We start from the raw sequence: 17,415 nt of genomic DNA, 5'->3' as shown, positions 1-17,415 counted from the left end.
AACCGCACGTTATTTATTATAATTTTCAAAGTCTTTATGGTCTTTTGCAAAAAGAACCGACTCCGGTAGTGATTTAAAATAGTCATAGGTGATCTTTAAACCTTCAGCGCGGCTTACTTTAGGCTCCCAGCCTAACAGGGCTTTGGCTTTAGTTATATCCGGTCTTCTTTGTTTAGGATCATCTACAGGAAGATCTTTCAATACCAGTTTCTGATTGGTACCCGTTAATTTGATGATCTCTTCACCAAATTGCTTAATCGTGATTTCATCAGGATTACCGATGTTCACAGGCTGGGCATAATCGCTTAACAACAAGCGATAAATACCTTCAATCAAATCATCAACATAGCAAAAAGCACGGGTTTGAGAACCATCACCAAAAACGGTTAAGTCTTCACCACGTAAAGCTTGGCCGATGAAAGCAGGTAATACACGACCATCATTCAGTCGCATTCTTGGTCCATAGGTATTAAAAATCCGAACAATGCGGGTTTCTACACCATGGAAAGTATGGTAGGCCATGGTAATGGCTTCCTGGAAACGTTTAGCTTCGTCGTAAACCCCACGAGGACCAACTGGGTTCACATTACCCCAATACTCTTCAGGTTGCGGATTCACACTAGGGTCACCATAAACTTCAGAAGTAGAAGCGATCAGCATGCGGGCACCTTTAGCCTTAGCTAAACCTAATAAATTATGCGTTCCCAAAGATCCAACCTTTAAAGTTTGGATTGGGATTTTTAAATAATCAATAGGACTGGCTGGCGAAGCAAAATGCAGGATGTAATCCAGCTCACCAGGAACATGCACAAAAGAAGAAACATCGTGATGGTAAAATTCGAAATCCTCTAGTTTGAACAAATGCTCAATATTTTGAAGGTCGCCCGTAATCAGGTTATCCATACCAATTACATGATAACCTTCCTTAATAAACCTGTCGCACAAATGCGATCCTAAAAATCCGGCAGCGCCGGTAATTAATACTCTTTTTTTACGTGGTTCCATTATATTATCTTCCAATAGATTGAACTTTAAAACCAATAGCGGTTAATTTCTCTACATCAAGAATATTACGACCGTCAAATATTTTAGCAGGCTTCAGCATGCTGTCGTAGATGCGTTGCCAGTCGTATTCTTTAAATTCATCCCATTCCGTCAAAATGGCGATGGCATGAGAATTCTCACAGGCGCGATAAGGATCTTCAAAAACTTTAACATATTCCTTATTCGCTTCAGGTTTACGTGTCTCCAAATAATCCAAATCAGCTAAGATCTGACCTTCTTTGACCTTTGGATCATATACACGGATTTTTGCCTGCTCATTTAATAACTCATCAGCCACATAGATGGCTGCAGATTCACGCGTATCGTTGGTGTCTTTTTTAAACGCCCAGCCTAAGAAAGTAATTTTCTTACCAGAAACTGTATTATACAAACTGCGTACGATGTTGAGGGCAAAACGTTTCTTTTGGTGATCATTCATGATGATCACTTGCTCCCAATAATCAGCAACTTCTTGCAAACCGAATGAGCGCGAAATATAAACCAGATTCAAAATATCTTTTTGGAAACATGATCCACCAAAACCAACAGAGGCTTTTAAAAACTTAGAACCGATACGACTATCGGTACCAATCGCTCTCGAAACTTCATTCACATCCGCTTCAGTCTTTTCACACAATTCGGAAATTGCGTTAATGGAAGAAATCCTTTGCGCTAAGTAAGCATTCGCTACCAGTTTGGAAAGCTCAGACGACCATACGTTAGTGGTCAAGATGCGCTCTCTAGGAATCCAGTTATTATATACATCAACTAATGCTTGTACGGCTTCCTTACCCGCCTCTGTAGAATCACCGCCAATTAACACACGGTCAGGCGCTAATAAATCCTCAACTGCAGTACCCTCCGCTAAAAATTCAGGGTTAGACAAAACCTCAAACTTCACCCCGCTACCTGAGTTATGCAAAATATCTCTTACAGCTTCAGCAGTACGAACCGGCAATGTAGATTTCTCTACAATGATCTTGTCACTTGTAGAAACACGGGCAATTTGTCTTGCGCAAAGCTCAATCCATTTTAAATCTGCTCCCATACCTTTACCCGCACCATAAGTTTTGGTCGGTGTATTCACTGAGATAAATATCATTTCAGCCTCAGCAATAGCCTTATCTACATCAGTAGAAAAAAACAAATTTCTTCCCCTTGCTTCAGCAACTACTTCACTCAAACCGGGTTCATAAACAGGTATATTATTCACATCTTCATCATTCCAGGCAGCAATACGGGCTTCATTTAAATCAACAATAGTAACTTTAATATGCGGGCATTGTTTAGCTACAACAGCCATTGTTGGCCCCCCTACATACCCTGCTCCAATACAGCAAATGTTAGTGATGTTCTTCATACTTTTTTATTGTTTGAGTTTTATAATTTTAGCAAATATAGTTATGTGGTTGTTAATTTTTTAGCGCAATTAAGTTAATCTTATTTTGCTTAGTGTAAAATGTACACAAATATAGTTATTTAACTACAAATGAATATATTTGCTGTCAACAAAGTGCGATATAGTTTATAAAATTCAAAATAAAAATCAAATATCAATGAAAAAAGCTCTGATAACAGGTATTACAGGTCAGGACGGCGCATATTTAGCTGATCTATTGTTAAAAAAAGGTTATGAAGTACACGGGATAAAACGCCGTAGTTCATTGTTCAACACAGACCGTATTGACCACCTTTATCAAGACCCGCATGAGAGCAATGTAAAATTCGTTTTGCACTATGGTGATTTGAGTGATTCTACCAACTTAATTCGCATCATTCAACAAGTACAACCAGATGAGATTTACAATTTAGGTGCAATGAGCCATGTACAAGTAAGTTTTGAAACTCCCGAGTACACTGCAAACGCAGATGGTATTGGTACGTTAAGAATTTTAGAAGCCATCCGTATTCTGGGTTTGGTAGAAAAAACTAAAGTTTACCAGGCATCAACTTCAGAGTTATATGGATTGGTACAAGCTGTTCCGCAATCAGAAACTACACCATTCTACCCACGTTCACCATATGCAGTAGCAAAAATGTATGCGTATTGGATTACGGTTAACTACCGTGAAGCATATGGCATTTACGCTTGTAACGGAATCTTGTTTAACCACGAAAGTCCGCTTAGAGGAGAAACCTTTGTAACCCGCAAAATTACCCGTGCAACTGCGAAAATTGCTTTGGGTATGCAAGATAAGCTATATCTTGGAAACTTAGATGCACGTCGCGATTGGGGGCATGCTAAAGATTATGTAGAAGCAATGTGGCTAATCTTACAGCAAGAGAAACCAGAAGATTTTGTAATTGCAACAGGAGTTACGACTACCGTACGCGATTTCATTAAGTTAGCTTTTGGGGAGGTAGGAATTGCCTTAGAGTTTAAAGGTGAAGGCGCAGATGAAAAAGGATATGTGGTATCTTGCAGCAATGAGAAATATCAGGTAGAAGTTGGTAAAGAAGTGGTAGCTGTTGACAAAAAATATTTCCGCCCAACAGAAGTAGATTTGTTGATCGGAGATCCGACAAAATGTAAAGAAAAATTGAAGTGGGCTCCGAAATATGATTTAGCCGGATTGGTTAATGACATGATGACTTCAGATGTTCAGCACTTCGAAAAAGAAAGAATGTTGAAAGAAGCAGGTTACTCAGTTAAAAACCAATTCGAATAATTAAATGGAGCAAACAGCAAAAATATATGTAGCAGGACACAATGGAATGGTTGGTTCTGCTATTGTAAGAAAATTAAAAGCCGAAGGTTTTAACAACATTATCACCAGGTCTTCCAAAGAGCTGGACTTACGCAACCAGCAAGCGGTATCAGCGTTCTTTGCTACGGAAAAACCTGACTATGTTTTCCTGGCTGCTGCAAAAGTAGGAGGTATCTTAGCAAACAACATTTACCGCGCAGATTTCCTTTTTGAAAACCTAATGATCCAGAACAATGTAATCCATTCAGCTTATGAGAATAAGGTGGAGAAATTAATGTTCCTGGGCTCATCTTGTATCTATCCAAAACTGGCACCACAACCTTTAAAAGAAGATTACCTGTTGACCGGCGAGTTAGAGCCAACCAATGAGCCTTATGCGATTGCTAAAATAGCGGGTATTAAATTGTGTGATGCTTACCGTTCACAATACGGATGTAATTACATTTCTGTAATGCCAACAAATCTTTATGGCCCAAATGACAATTACGATCTGAATAATTCTCACGTCTTACCAGCTCTAATCCGTAAGGTGATCACTGCTAAAAATAACGGAGAACAAACTGTGACCATCTGGGGAACAGGAACGCCTAAAAGGGAGTTCTTATATGTTGATGATTTAGCTGATGCTTGTTTTTATTTGATGCAAACTTACAATGAGTCAGGCTTAGTAAATGTAGGGGTTGGTGAGGATGTATCTATTCTGGAATTGGCAAAACTGGTAGCAAAAATTATTGGTTTTGAAGGTGAAATTATCACTGATACAAGCAAACCAGACGGCACACCAAGAAAGCTAATGGACGTAAGTAAATTGAATGCCCAAGGCTGGAAAGCTAAAGTTTCTTTAGAGGAAGGAATTTCAAAAGTATACAATCAAGTTAAAGACCTAAACTGGAACTAACCTAATTGCAACCGCCGTGTCACCCGCGTCATTGCGAGGGCGCAGCCCGAAGTAACTCATTAACTACCTCTGTCATTGCATAACCACTTTGTCATTGCGAGGAGGAACGACGTGGCAATCTAATTTAGAAAACTATGAACAAAAATAACTACGTTTTAATAATGGCTGGCGGCGTAGGCAGCCGTTTCTGGCCAAAAAGCCGCAACAATTTCCCGAAACAATTCCTGGATATATTAGGAATAGGCGAATCTTTACTCCAACTCACGTACAAAAGATTCTTAAAGCTGTGCCCTGTAGAGAATATCTTCATTGTAACCAACAGTCAATACGAAGACATCATCTTACATCAGCTGGATGGAATAACTACCGCACAGCTGATCTGTGAGCCCAGCAGAAACAATACTGCACCTTGCATTGCTTACGCTTCTTTTAAACTAAAAGGATTAAATCCCGATGCCAATATCGTTGTGGCACCATCAGATCATTTTATTCTCTACGAAGAAGTTTTCATCAGCAAAGTAGAACAAGCCCTGGCTTATACAGAAAAATATGAAGTATTGGTAACTTTAGGTATTGCCCCTACCCGTCCGGATACGGGTTACGGCTATATTAAATATGCAAGTGAAGAAGAAGGAGGCGTGCATAAAGTTGCTCAATTTAAAGAGAAGCCAACTTTAGAGAAAGCGAAGGAATTCTTGGCAGAAGGCAATTACGTATGGAACGCTGGAATTTTCATTTGGAAGGTAGGTTCTATCATCAATGCCTTGAAAGAGCACGCAGAAGATATCCATAACTTATTTTCAAAAGGGGATATTGTATACAATACACATGCCGAGCAAGCTTTTATTGATGAGCATTACCCAACCTCTCCTAATATTTCAATTGACTATGCCATTATGGAGCAGGCTAACAATGTCTACACCATCCCTGCAGACTTCGGTTGGTCTGATTTAGGAACATGGGCTTCACTGTATGAAGCTGCGCCTAAAGATGACAACAACAATGTTATTGCTGCAAGACAGATCAACGTTACTGATACAAAAAATAGCATCATTCACATCAGCAATGAAAAGCTAGCCGTTATAAGAGGCTTAGATAACTTTATTGTTGTTGATGAAGGGAATGCACTATTGATATATCCTAAAGCTGAAGAGCAGTCGATTAAAGGAATCGTTCAAAAAATGAGCACCGAATTTGGTGAAACCTTTATATAGGAATAGGAATTAAATCAAAAGTATCCTTATCTATTACGAATAGCCAATTTTAAGAAAAAGTCTTTACTCTTCAAGAACCATTTCTCAAAAAGATTCCAGCTCAAAAGAGCCACAATTAGAGAAATTGCCGTACATACGATTAAGACACCAATTTCCCATATAATTTGTGAACCAAAAATAACTTTTGGTTCACCAATTACTTTCATAACTAACTGCCTTAAAAGTGGATGAAATATATATAATCCATAGCTATACTTTCCAAAAAAAACAAGTATCCTACTGCTGAAAAAACTTTTTGATATTGAGTCTTTGCTAGATTGTAATACCCATATAAGAATTGCAAAACAGATACCCAACAATGTTAAGAAAACCGTAAAAAGAATTGGGTGCATTTCTACTCTTGGCCCCAAATTATATAACAATATAAGACAAACTATAAAAAGAGCATAAAAGCTATATGATAAGTATTTCTCATCGAACAAGACCTTTGTAGAGCCAATACTTAGTAGAGCAACATACGCACCAAATACTAGGCCATCAATCCTTGTGAAGGTAAATACATATATTATTTCACCAGGCACTGAAAGCAGATACATGATAATTCTAAGTAAAAGTGAAATAGTAATTATTCCTAAGAACACCTTGGAAAGATGTTTTACATCAACAAAAAAAATGACGAACGGCCATATAATATAAAATTGCTCTTCAATAGATAGCGACCACAAGTGACCTAACCCCGCTCCAAAAAAAGATCCGTTTAAGACTTGCTTAATATTGGAAACGTAAAGAAAGAACCAAGGAATGGATTCCTGTGCAGATCTGATTTTATTCTGCTCAATAACTCCTAAATGATTTGAAATCATTGGATAGAAGATAAAAAAAATAAAAATTATATATAAATAATATAATGGGAATATTCGAAGGCTTCGTTTAATATAAAAGAGCTTTAAATAATTTTGTAAATCTAAATTTTTGGACCACAATAGAATTCTAGTTATTAAGAATCCCGATAACACGAAAAAAATATCCACACCTATCCATCCCATTCTAAGAATCTTTGTGAAAATTTCATCGCTTAGGGTATTAGTTACAGATGTAACATGACTGAAATGATAAAGCATAACCATAATTACTGCTAGCCCGCGTAATCCGTCTAGACCTACAATATGTTGATTTGATTTCAATACAAAAGAAATTTAAAGTGAAATGTTGACTATTTAATAAACACTCGCAATATCGCTAAAAAAAGATGCATAGAGTTAAAATTGTTGAACTTATTAAATTAAAAAACTATTGTAGTTACACATCGTTTTATCTACAAATAGACTATATTTATGCCACCCCGGGATACTAGTTAAAAACATTTTTTTTTATCTTTAATGAAAATATTATTCGTTGTCCCATCCTATAAACCAGCATATATCTATGGAGGTACAATAGTAGTTATCTTCATGTTGGCTGAGCAACTCGTATTACAAGGAAATGACGTTTCAGTTTTTACTACAAATGCAAATGGAAAATTTAATCTTGATGTAAAAACTGGAGTCGAAGTTTTAATCGATGGCGTTAAAGTAACTTATTTCAATAGGGTGACCGGTGATCACACACATATATCACCTAGCCTGTGGAAAAATTTATATACAAAAGCTAAGGATTTTGATGTAGTTCACATACATTCTTGGTGGAATCCATTAATAATTGGCGCAGTATTTATATGTCTTTTGAAGAGAATAAAGCCTATTTTTTCACCACATGGGATGCTTAGCAGTTATATTATCGAAACCAACAATCCAACTAAAAAGAGGTTTCTAAACAAGTTTATTGGAACAAAGCTTCTTAGGCGAACTATTCTACATGTAACCGCTCAATCTGAATTAGATGAATGCCAAGAATTGATTCCAAATTGGGGCGGAAAAATAATTCCAAATTTAGTGAAATTGCCGAGCGAAGAATTGAATCGCGAACGAAAAAATGAAATTTTTACAATAGGTTTCTTATCTAGAATAGATCGGAAAAAGGGTTTGGATTTTTTGATAAAATCCCTTAGCAAAGTGTCTTTCGATTACAGATTTTTAATTGGTGGAGACGGTGATCTAAATTATATCTCTGAGCTTAAAGAATTAATACGTGAGCATGGCATTGAACAAAAAATTAAGTGGGTCGGATGGAAGAACGGAACAGAAAAATTTAAGTTTTTATCAGAGATCGATCTTTTTGCATTAACTTCTCATAATGAAAACTTCGCGATAGTAGTGATTGAGGCTCTATCTGTAGGCACCCCCGTTCTAGTTAGTAAGCAAGTAGGGCTTAGTAATTATTTAATCAAATCAGGACAAGGATGGGCGTGTGACTTAGATATTACTAGCATTACAGCGAATCTTGAGGAGATACATCAAGATTCAAATAAACTTGCTAACATAACCAATTCTTCGCCTTTAAGAATCCGAAAAGACTTCGATCCTAAAAAACTAACTTTAGAATACATAGACCTGTATGATACGGCTAGTTTACCTGTTATTTAGATGCCACTGAATTCCAAAAACCCCTCCAAAGTTCCTTGTCAGTTGGCCGAAATCAAATGCTACACCTGCGCTTAAAAAAAACTGTTGCGAAGAATTAATATCCCATATAAATTCCTGAAGTGTATAAAATTGATTCTTTGAGGGAGTAAAATCTCTTGAGGCATAATCACCGTAATTTCTTGTATATGTTATCATCGATTTCGCAGATAGATTGTCTCGAACATTTACTATCGCACCAATGTGCCCACCAATCACCCGGTTACTGATAATATTTGATAATCCAGGAATACTGTCTCCTTTAGCATCCCAATCAAAAGGTTCAATATTATCAAAATATTTGGAGCCCCTAACTCTATTAATGAAAAGGGGAGTGCCTATAATCCGGTCATTATATTCCCAACCCGTCTTATAAACTCCATTATTATAATAACTTTCTCTTGCACTTAAATAGTAAAAATTATTCATTTGCTTAGTGTAAAGAAACTCTGCAACAAATTTCTTAAAGATATCGCCCTCATTTTTATTAATCACATTAAAACTGAATAATCGATCTATGTTCCTGTAGTCAATACCCTGCCCCATATCGAAGGGAGTTTGATTATTTAAGAGAAATTTAGAATTATCATTTTCCCATTCCACGCCTGCCTCAATAACTCCGCGATGATCGCCCGCTCTATTTGGAGAAATGCTTCCTTGGACACTACCATCATTAGCCTCGCGAACTAATAAGACGTTTAGAAAGCCCATTATAGACCTATCAAGTTTAAGATCCTCTCGCCTTCCTCCCCAAACAGCGTAATGTTGAACGCCTCCATATAATTTAAAACGTCCTCTACCCAATTTTATATACAAGTTCTTTTCATGCAAAAAAGCTTGTTTCATATATTGATGATTACCCATCCAACCATGACTAATCTGAGCTTTGAATTGAGCAAACCCATTAGTAAATGGAACATCCCCATAAGCTACTGAAGCCGTTATTTCAGGGATTGGCAATGAATTACCACTCATACCCAATGAACCAGATGAAAGATCTGGATCTATCTCCCCTATAATCTGCCTGAATCTCCCCGCCCTAACCATCATTTTTTTATGCTTTACACTAATAAAAGCCTCATCTACAATGGTTTTTCGCAAATGAGCATTATTAAACAAATCTATGCCATATTGAAAATAAAATCCATGATCTTCTTTGTCGTAAATTGGATTGTACTCCTCTCCGGTATGATAGGCACTTGTTGCATTTATATGTGTTGAAAAATCAAATTTCTGATCTGAGATGACTCCAAATTTATTAGACACTAACCATAGTGGTAGATACGATTTAGTTGCTGCTGTAGCAGTGGTGCCTATTACAAACCGAAGTGAATCTAATAATTGCGATTTAACTTGTAAACTTGTTATAGTCAAGAGTATCAAAATAAAAAATCTTCTCATCTTAATTAATTTATATCAGATATCATCCGTGCGAGAATGTTATCCTTATTTAAATACTTTACTGCATATTTCCTGGCATTTTGACGAAGGGAATCGCTGTTGCATTTAGAAATACTAATTATTTTGTTGGCTAATAGGTCTTCATCCTCTGGATCTATTGCAACACCCATCTCATAGTTATCAATTATATCCCGAAGCGTTGTCCCAATATTAGCGGTAACAAGAGCCAGTCCCCCGACAGATAAAATTGTAGTAAGTTTCGAAGGCATTACTAAATCGCTAGCGTTTGCTTTTTGCAATACTAAATGTATATCTGCCATGTTAAGAAATTCATTAAATACATGGTATTCCTGAAGGGGAAGAAACTTAAGGTTGGTTAATGTTTGTTCTTCGGCAAGCCTCATTAATTCTTCTTTGTACGGTCCAGTTCCACAAATAATAAATTGTAAACTAGCATTCATACGCAGGTTTGCCGCTATCCTGATCAAACTATCTAATCCCTGCTTCTCCCCGATACTGCCAGAATATAGTATCACCGTATCATTTAGCTGATAACCCCAATTTATCTTTAACTTTTCCCTGGCTATCAAAGGATAAAAACCTTCAGTATCTACCCAATTAGGAAAAAACAAAGGCTCTTTTTCTATTTTCCTTCTAACCTTAGCCAACATCCCTTCAGAAATGGTACTTACGTAATTTACATGTTTCATAATAAAACGTTCCATGACAAATAAGATGGAAAAAATACCGTCAGGAAGCATCTTTAGTTCTTTCGCGGCATCTACTTGGAGATCCTGAATATGATAGACAATTTTACCACCTTTAAAAAAACGATAAAACAGCGCGAGAAAGCCTAAGTGAAATGGCGGCGCGATAGATAGAATCAAGTCATATTTTGGCTTGAACAATAACCTAAGAATAATTAAAAAGGAAGATAAGAAAAATGTGGCCTCATGAATAAGTCTTTTTAGTCCTGAAGGGACCGAAGGAATATACATAGGGCAACGATAAATTTCTAGTCTTCCTTTTTCCAATGTTTCCTTTTTATAAAATCGATTATAATAGGGCTTTTGTACCTTCCAGTTTGGATAGTAAGGAAAGCTAGTGACCATCGTAGTTTGATGCTCATTTTCTGCAAGCCAGGTAACCATCTCACCTGTATACTTACCAATGCCGGTAAGCTCAGGCAAACAGTTAATCCCAATGACCATTATGCGATTCTTTACTTCCATCTGGGCTTAATATATTCAGCAGGATTTCCCTTATAGATTCCATTTCCAGCTAAACTCTTTGTTACTATCGACCCCGCAGAAACCACAGTATCTATACCTATCTTTACATCTGGACCAACAAAACAACTGGCACCTACCCAACAACCATCTTCCAGGATGATCGGCCCATTACGATAAGGCATAGTAGGGTCTCTATAATCATGATTTCCGCCGCAAAGAAATGCCCTTTGAGAAACACATACATCATTTCCTATAACGATCGTCTCGAAATTTAAGATAAAAGCTTCCTCGCCTATCCATACGTCATTGCCAATGATCAATTTCCAAGGCATATGAATATTGACCCTAGGCTTTATCACTACACCATGCCCAATTGTCGCGCCAAATATTTTAAGCAAAATTCTCTTAATACTACTTGGGTAAGGAAAAGCTGTTAAGAAAAATATCATTTTAATGAAATACCATAAAATCTCCTTTAATTTTCCTGCACCACGGTCAAGACCAATGAAAGAATCGAAACGGCCAAGGTTTACTTTAGATAGAAATCGTTCGTCATTCATAATCAACTCTCAATATCTTTCTTTAAATTTTCTTCTTCTATTAACCTTATAGCAAATAAAATTTCTACTAATGTTCGCTGTAAAGTGTAATGCCAACCACGCCAACCATTAAAAATTAGCCCCTTAATAAACAGGGAGTAAAAAAATACGAGAAAGGGAGCGATAATCTTAGTTTTTCTAATTCTGGAAGAAATATTTAAATTTTCTAACTCACTATCTAAAATTTTGTCACATTCCTTTATAGCATATCCATCTTGATTACTTAACCACCGGCTTAATGATTTGCGATCGTCATGTAAGATATGAGATTTATATTTCCCAATAGCCCCATCGACGTTTAACCTGTGAGCATGACCATCATTGAAATATGATCCAAATTTTTTAACGAATAATACGGTTCTGGGTGTTGTATTGTCTCTTAATAAAGGCTTTCCAAAAACTAAAAACTTAAATTTTACGGCATAAGCAACTTTGTCATTGGACTTAATGATTTGCTTTGTTTCTTCTATAAATTCATCTGTAAGAACATAGTCAGCATCTAAACTAAGTACCCATTGGCTGTCTATCAACGATAATCCATAATTGCATTGGCTTGCAAATGAGTCAAAAGCTCGTTGCACGACTACAACATTAGAGTATGAAGCAGCTATTGCAAGAGTATCGTCAGTGCTAAAGCTGTCTATAATTAGTACTTTATTGAGCCATTTCAATCTCTCAAGAACACGATTTAGATTGGGCTCCTCGTTTTTCGTTAGAATAAGAGCTTGTAACATTGTGGATTCGATCATAAAAGAGATTTAGTTCAAAAATACTTCAATTTCCGAAATTCTAACAGAATATTTAAATGGAAAATTAAAACTTTATTTGTCATTAATTATATTCTCATATTCGTGGATATACTTTGGTATTAACTTTTCTGGGGCGAAAATATCACCTACTATTAGATTACTTGTGCTATTAATACGAGTTCTTTTAAGCTTATCGCTTTCTATGTCTAAAATTTTTGCTGCTACAGCTTCAATTTCGAGACTGGTAACCCATCCTAAATCTCTTTGCTGTACAAATTCAGATAATGCAACTCCATAAGAGAGAAGTACTGGCGTACCTACATGAAGTGACTCAATTACAACATTAGCAAAATTCTCATTATATGAAACCAAGGCAAAAAGATCTGCATTCATCAATAATTTGAATTTTTGATCTCGATCTACCCAGCCCAGCCATTCCAATTGATGTGATATATCTAAATCTGCTGCGAGTTGCTTAAGCTCTTTAATATATGAATCTTCGCCAGATCCCGCTATCTGCAATCTAAATTCAAAGGGCAAACATGCAACAGCATTTAACAACAATTCGATACCCTTTTTTGGATGAATTCTTGACATGAATACCAAAGTAAAAACTTCATTAGGTTTTTTAATTATCTCCAATTTAGGCAGCGAGATGATATTTGGCAGAATAAATCCTTTCCAATCTTTTATTACATGTCTGCATTCCTCAAATTCAGATTTGGCAGTTGCATGTAAATTGGTTTGAGCTAATAGATTTCTACCAAATGCTTTATGTATAATTTTCTTAATTTTGCTTTGACCTGAATTAAATATATATATACTTAACATTCCCCTGGGAGATACAACCACCTTTTTTCCTTTAATTAAGCATATAAATGCGGAAACCAGTACTAAAATACTCCACCACGATTGTATATGTATTATATCATATGAATTAACGTTAGAATAAAGAAATTTCCAAAGAGCAGGAGAAGCATGAGTTGGGTCTTTTGATACCCTCTTAAAATATCTGACTGTCACTCCATCTACATCAATTGGAACCCCAGCTTCAATTTCTAATTCTGTTTCGCCATTTGCAGTCGTGGTAAAAACGTCAACTTGCTGACCATGAAGTATCAAACCTTCGCAAAGTTTCGCTACAGATTCAATAGGTCCACCATAGATGTAAGCAGGCTTATAGGAAGGAACAATTTGTAATATCTTCATAAATTCCGAGGGAGGACTATGCATTTATTTTAATTTCAGAGAAGACATAAATTTTAAATATAGTACAATCCCTAATTAATACTTAAATATATCATTTGAATTTTACTTAAAGCGTTCTCTAAGTTAAATCTAGAAACATTCTGAAATCCTCGATCTAAATATATGGCTTTTTTCTCACCTTCTAAAGTTAAACCCTCCTGTAAAACTTCAGCAGACTTAAGTGCCCACTCAGATCGCTTTGCAAGATCAAATGGCATCTTGTTAATCAATAATGCAGCGTTTCCGGCTACTTCTAGCATAGGATTTTCATTCGTAGTCAAAACTATTACACCTGATGCCATTGCTTCTGCAATTGGCCAACCAAAACCCTCGGCTAGAGATGGAAAGACAAATATAGAGGCTCCGGCGTAAGCATATTTAACAATCTCATCATCAATCCCAGAAAAAAAATAAATTTCATTTTTAAATGGAGATTCAGATCTGCGATTGATTAAAATATTAGAGGGCTTTTCTCCAACAAAAATAAGCGGTAGAGCACTATTATATTGATTTCTCCATGCGTCATATATCGCTAATACTCCTATTCTATTTTTATACCATTGATTACCTCCAATATGCAAAATGTAACCGTCTGATAGATCAACTCCTAACTTTTCGCTTACTAAATTTCTTGCAATATTAATTGGAATAGGATTAAAATCATCAGAAATCCCATTATAGACAACTTCTGAACGTAATGGCTTCTCAATTAATAATCGCTCTAGGTCTTGTTTGGTCTTATTTGATATTGATATAAAATTACGTCCTTTAATATAACCCCTTCGAATAAATTTTTGATAAGCTTTTCCTGTAGAAGATGTTGGATTTTCTGCTATTTCTCCTAATGCAGATAGTTGAGCCAAAAAATCATGGCAATGAATAACGTGAGGTTTATTTTTAACTAAAGGGACATATGGCCCTAATGCGTTATCTGCAAATACATATAGTGGATTCCCCTTGATTAACAAAATTCTAATTTTTGATATTATTGGAAAAACAAAATATTGATCTAAATATCCTAGCCATTTCTTAAGTTTTATCAAAGGAATTTTTGAAAAAAAGGGTTGCGGGCGCCAAACTTGAACATGATGCCCACGTTCGCTCATTCCGTCAGCTAACATGTTAATAAATCTGGACATGCTTCTTGATCCTAAAAAATGCGGGTGCGCAAAAAAAACAATTTTCATAATTTAGAAACATTTATATTATCATTCAATAAAATAATCTTAGGCTTATTCATAGAAGCGATGATTAATCCACCTATTAACGCTCCAAAGCCAAGCGATGTTGGTTGCGCCCATTGCCCTTGGGGTATGGTAAGAAGTCCAAAACTAAGTAGCATCCACGGAAGAATCTCTCCCTGATCTAGCATTTTATAACCCTTAACAAAAAGCTTGAGGCATAGTCCTAGTCTTATAAAAATTATCCCTAAACCTAGAATTGGTCCCATTTCACCGATAACTCTACCCCATTCCTCTTCTGAAATTAAAAACACAGTATTATCTCCAGTTAATAATTTACTACCAGCATTTGTACCCATTCCTATACCCTGGCCAAAAAAGGATTGTTCAGAAGAATTAACGAGAGCCGAAACAAGTCCTCCCAGATACCTATCTCCTAATACTCCTTCAATACCACCTTCTGATTCATTTGCATTAGTGAATCGTTCAGTAAAAGCTTCAGTAGCAGTTTGGAAAAAAGATAATTGACTTAACACAATCAAGCCAATAAACAAAGCGAAGAAGGTAGTTATGATTTGGCCGACATATTTCCCGCTTTTCAATGCGGCTATAATTGCGAAAATAACTGAAACACCAATTCCAAAAAAAAGACTTCTACTTATCGATAGAGGTATCGAAGCAATAACTGAAGCAGAAGCAAATAATAGGACTATTTTATTGACAGAATCAGAACTTAGCCAAAAATAAATAACGTATACAGCGACCACGCTAAAAAATAGTGTCGTACCATTAGTAAATGAAAAAGTACCCGGAGGCCTAAAATACCCGAGGGCCCCTTGAAATCCTGCTCCGGCGACATCACCTCCTAATCCACGATTTACCCATGCAGATTGTGGGCTGTAAAACTGTAATGCGATTAGTAAGCCCATTGGTATAGATATCCATAAGATCACTTTTCCCAAGTCAATAACATCTTGCCTATCAAATACACGCCCCATGGCAAAGATAAAAGGAAAATGAATTAAGATAATTCGCGCACCATATAGTGCTACCGACAAACTCCCATGTCCAAAAATCATTGCTGTTATCAGACCCAGAACTCCAATAATCATCATACCCCATAGATAAGGAGATTTTGGTAGTGCCCCAGATTGCCATACTGTAAATATCACCCATAACGCAATAGGATCGCGTATTATTAATAAAGGAGTCGCTAAACTTGGTAAAAACCACTTCCTCAGTGCTCCCTCAAAAATCAGGAGAAAAAAATATAACCAAACTCCTCGTTTAAGTAGAGGCAAAGAACTTTCTGTTTTCATGATAAACAAATTTTTACAGCATCAGCCAGTTCTTGTCCATACACCGACCAAGGTCGAGACTTTGCCGCCTCAATTGCTTGTAAACCAACTTTTTCTATAATGTCTGGATTTTTCAATATCTCAGCTATTTGATTTTGCAAAGCTAAAGTAGACCCTGCTTCAATAATCCATCCATTTATTCCATGTGAAATAAGATCGGGTCCAGCGGTTCTATCCGTTGTAATCACGGGAGTGCCTTGTGACATTGCTTCGGTAATTACCATTCCAAACCCTTCAAATAGAGACGGAAAAACGAGGACATCATGATCACGCATCATTGCTAAAATTTCATTGTGAGGTAAGCTATTAATCCACCTATGCTTTTTCAGCGACAAATCTAAGGCAACACAGTCATTATTCATTTTGTTACCAACTATCGTTAAAGAGACTGCAGAACCCAAATTCTCCACGGCCGCAAAAAGATTCGCTATGCCTTTACGTTGTGATAATCCCCCTACAAACAATAATTTTAGAGGCCGATTTTTAACACTAGTATAATTCCTACTAGCTACTGCGGGCGGAAAACCATATGGTATAACGTGTATAGGGGCAAGTGGTCCTTCAAAATCGGCTAAAGTTTTAGCTGTAAAACTACTTGCAACAAATATCTGATGTGCAAGCCTCAATTCACTATCCTTTTTTATCAACTTTTCACTTGAGTCCTTAAAGCTAGTGATGGTAGCAGCATATTCAGGCCATTTTTCAAGTTCTATCTGTAAAAGCTTTCGTGCAGACCGCCAATAACCGATTGGCAAATCATAGAGACAGAGTAACCCTAGATCACTAGCTCTTTCAAAAGTCGAAAGTGCGCCATCTTCATAGGCATAAACAGCATTGACACCTTTTCCTAAAGCTTCATTTAAATTAGATTTAACGTAATTGTCAAGTGTTCGATAGACAGAATCCACAGAAAAATATCCAGATTCCTGCTCAATAAGCTTAGATAGATTAAGCTTAGTTGAACACATTCTACCCAACTCAAACCAAGGTAAGGTATGCGTATACGGCCGTAAACAGACATCATAAGCTCTCCTTTTAAAATCTCCCAATCCTTTTAAATTTCCTATTTTATCGTAGATGTTGTTTGGGAAAGTTGCAACAGTTGTATAAAATGAATCTAATAGCCCTGCATTTAATAGTTCCACCGCAGCCGATCGAACAAATGAATTCCCCGTTGGGTGTGATAGTATTATTTTTTTTTGCATATTTATTAAATTAAGCTATG

15 protein-coding genes are annotated in these 17,415 nt (G+C 36.4%); 4 read left to right on the top strand and 11 right to left on the bottom strand.

Annotated features, from left to right (window positions below; genetic code table 11):
- Positions 1–9: 9 nt before the first annotated feature.
- On the bottom strand, positions 10–1,005 hold the full coding sequence (locus tag ACXZ1K_RS05535; protein WP_458972388.1) for a UDP-glucuronic acid decarboxylase family protein: 996 nt from the start codon (positions 1,003–1,005) through the stop codon (positions 10–12).
- A gap of 4 nt (positions 1,006–1,009) precedes the next feature.
- Complete coding sequence (locus ACXZ1K_RS05530; RefSeq protein WP_458972387.1) at positions 1,010–2,404, bottom strand: UDP-glucose 6-dehydrogenase; 1,395 nt, start codon at positions 2,402–2,404, stop codon at positions 1,010–1,012.
- A gap of 196 nt (positions 2,405–2,600) precedes the next feature.
- Between ACXZ1K_RS05530 and gmd the strand changes: the two genes are divergently transcribed.
- The 3 genes from gmd to ACXZ1K_RS05515 all read left to right on the top strand — a co-directional run bounded on the left by gmd (position 2,601) and on the right by ACXZ1K_RS05515 (position 5,864).
- Positions 2,601–3,713, top strand: coding sequence for a GDP-mannose 4,6-dehydratase (gmd, locus tag ACXZ1K_RS05525; protein WP_458972386.1), 1,113 nt, complete (start codon positions 2,601–2,603; stop codon positions 3,711–3,713).
- Positions 3,714–3,717: 4 nt separating this feature from the next.
- Entirely contained in the window at positions 3,718–4,650 is a 933-nt protein-coding gene (gene fcl / locus ACXZ1K_RS05520) for a GDP-L-fucose synthase (protein WP_458972385.1), read from the top strand.
- 134 nt (positions 4,651–4,784) lie between these two features.
- The gene (locus ACXZ1K_RS05515; protein WP_458972384.1) at positions 4,785–5,864 is read left to right on the top strand and encodes a mannose-1-phosphate guanylyltransferase; all 1,080 of its coding nucleotides are present in this window, start codon (positions 4,785–4,787) and stop codon (positions 5,862–5,864) included.
- Positions 5,865–5,890: 26 nt separating this feature from the next.
- Here the strand turns inward: ACXZ1K_RS05515 and ACXZ1K_RS05510 are convergent, their stop codons facing one another.
- Positions 5,891–7,048, bottom strand: coding sequence for an acyltransferase family protein (locus ACXZ1K_RS05510; protein ID WP_458972383.1), 1,158 nt, complete (start codon positions 7,046–7,048; stop codon positions 5,891–5,893).
- A 195-nt stretch (positions 7,049–7,243) separates the two neighbouring features.
- Between ACXZ1K_RS05510 and ACXZ1K_RS05505 the strand changes: the two genes are divergently transcribed.
- Positions 7,244–8,386, top strand: coding sequence for an XrtY-associated glycosyltransferase XYAG1 (locus ACXZ1K_RS05505; RefSeq protein ID WP_458972382.1), 1,143 nt, complete (start codon positions 7,244–7,246; stop codon positions 8,384–8,386).
- Here the strand turns inward: ACXZ1K_RS05505 and ACXZ1K_RS05500 are convergent.
- The 8 genes from ACXZ1K_RS05500 to ACXZ1K_RS05465 all read right to left on the bottom strand — a co-directional run bounded on the left by ACXZ1K_RS05500 (position 8,372) and on the right by ACXZ1K_RS05465 (position 17,395).
- A complete protein-coding gene (locus tag ACXZ1K_RS05500; protein WP_458972381.1) occupies positions 8,372–9,823 on the bottom strand; it encodes a capsule assembly Wzi family protein in 1,452 nt (483 codons plus the stop codon). The two genes, ACXZ1K_RS05505 and ACXZ1K_RS05500, sit on opposite strands and share 15 nt — an antisense overlap.
- A gap of 5 nt (positions 9,824–9,828) precedes the next feature.
- A complete protein-coding gene (locus tag ACXZ1K_RS05495) occupies positions 9,829–11,055 on the bottom strand; it encodes a WcaI family glycosyltransferase (RefSeq protein ID WP_458972380.1) in 1,227 nt (408 codons plus the stop codon).
- A complete protein-coding gene (locus ACXZ1K_RS05490; protein WP_458972379.1) occupies positions 11,046–11,615 on the bottom strand; it encodes a WcaF family extracellular polysaccharide biosynthesis acetyltransferase in 570 nt (189 codons plus the stop codon). The genes ACXZ1K_RS05495 and ACXZ1K_RS05490 overlap by 10 nt, the downstream gene beginning before the upstream one ends.
- Positions 11,616–11,617: 2 nt before the next feature.
- Positions 11,618–12,403, bottom strand: a complete 786-nt coding sequence (locus ACXZ1K_RS05485) for a glycosyltransferase family 2 protein (RefSeq protein ID WP_458972378.1) — start codon at positions 12,401–12,403, stop codon at positions 11,618–11,620.
- A 72-nt stretch (positions 12,404–12,475) separates the two neighbouring features.
- Positions 12,476–13,612 carry an XrtY-associated glycosyltransferase XYAG1 gene (locus tag ACXZ1K_RS05480; protein WP_458972377.1) on the bottom strand — a complete coding sequence of 379 codons (1,137 nt, stop codon included), beginning with the start codon at positions 13,610–13,612 and terminating at the stop codon, positions 12,476–12,478.
- Between the two features lie 71 nt (positions 13,613–13,683).
- Entirely contained in the window at positions 13,684–14,838 is a 1,155-nt protein-coding gene (locus tag ACXZ1K_RS05475) for a glycosyltransferase (protein ID WP_458972376.1), read from the bottom strand.
- Positions 14,835–16,151, bottom strand: a complete 1,317-nt coding sequence (locus ACXZ1K_RS05470; protein ID WP_458972375.1) for a hypothetical protein — start codon at positions 16,149–16,151, stop codon at positions 14,835–14,837. The genes ACXZ1K_RS05475 and ACXZ1K_RS05470 overlap by 4 nt, the downstream gene beginning before the upstream one ends.
- Entirely contained in the window at positions 16,148–17,395 is a 1,248-nt protein-coding gene (locus tag ACXZ1K_RS05465) for a glycosyltransferase family 4 protein (protein WP_458972374.1), read from the bottom strand. Before ACXZ1K_RS05465 ends, ACXZ1K_RS05470 begins: the two co-directional genes overlap by 4 nt.
- Positions 17,396–17,415: the final 20 nt, after the last annotated feature.

The organism is Pedobacter jaeyakensis (assembly GCF_054461315.1).
The sequence above is the reverse complement of the archived record's forward strand: the minus strand, read 5'-3'. Positions and strand labels throughout refer to the sequence as shown.

Bases quoted from the DNA above. Each gene is read 5' to 3' on its own strand.
- ACXZ1K_RS05535 (WP_458972388.1), bottom strand. From the start codon at position 1,005: ATGGAACCACGTAAAAAAAGAGTATTAATTACCGGCGCTGCCGGATTT.
- ACXZ1K_RS05530 (WP_458972387.1), bottom strand. From the start codon at position 2,404: ATGAAGAACATCACTAACATTTGCTGTATTGGAGCAGGGTATGTAGGG.
- gmd (WP_458972386.1), top strand. From the start codon at position 2,601: ATGAAAAAAGCTCTGATAACAGGTATTACAGGTCAGGACGGCGCATAT.
- fcl (WP_458972385.1), top strand. From the start codon at position 3,718: ATGGAGCAAACAGCAAAAATATATGTAGCAGGACACAATGGAATGGTT.
- ACXZ1K_RS05515 (WP_458972384.1), top strand. From the start codon at position 4,785: ATGAACAAAAATAACTACGTTTTAATAATGGCTGGCGGCGTAGGCAGC.
- ACXZ1K_RS05505 (WP_458972382.1), top strand. From the start codon at position 7,244: ATGAAAATATTATTCGTTGTCCCATCCTATAAACCAGCATATATCTAT.
- ACXZ1K_RS05500 (WP_458972381.1), bottom strand. From the start codon at position 9,823: ATGAGAAGATTTTTTATTTTGATACTCTTGACTATAACAAGTTTACAA.
- ACXZ1K_RS05495 (WP_458972380.1), bottom strand. From the start codon at position 11,055: ATGGAAGTAAAGAATCGCATAATGGTCATTGGGATTAACTGTTTGCCT.
- ACXZ1K_RS05490 (WP_458972379.1), bottom strand. From the start codon at position 11,615: ATGAATGACGAACGATTTCTATCTAAAGTAAACCTTGGCCGTTTCGAT.
- ACXZ1K_RS05485 (WP_458972378.1), bottom strand. From the start codon at position 12,403: ATGATCGAATCCACAATGTTACAAGCTCTTATTCTAACGAAAAACGAG.
- ACXZ1K_RS05480 (WP_458972377.1), bottom strand. From the start codon at position 13,612: ATGAAGATATTACAAATTGTTCCTTCCTATAAGCCTGCTTACATCTAT.
- ACXZ1K_RS05475 (WP_458972376.1), bottom strand. From the start codon at position 14,838: ATGAAAATTGTTTTTTTTGCGCACCCGCATTTTTTAGGATCAAGAAGC.
- ACXZ1K_RS05470 (WP_458972375.1), bottom strand. From the start codon at position 16,151: ATGAAAACAGAAAGTTCTTTGCCTCTACTTAAACGAGGAGTTTGGTTA.
- ACXZ1K_RS05465 (WP_458972374.1), bottom strand. From the start codon at position 17,395: ATGCAAAAAAAAATAATACTATCACACCCAACGGGGAATTCATTTGTT.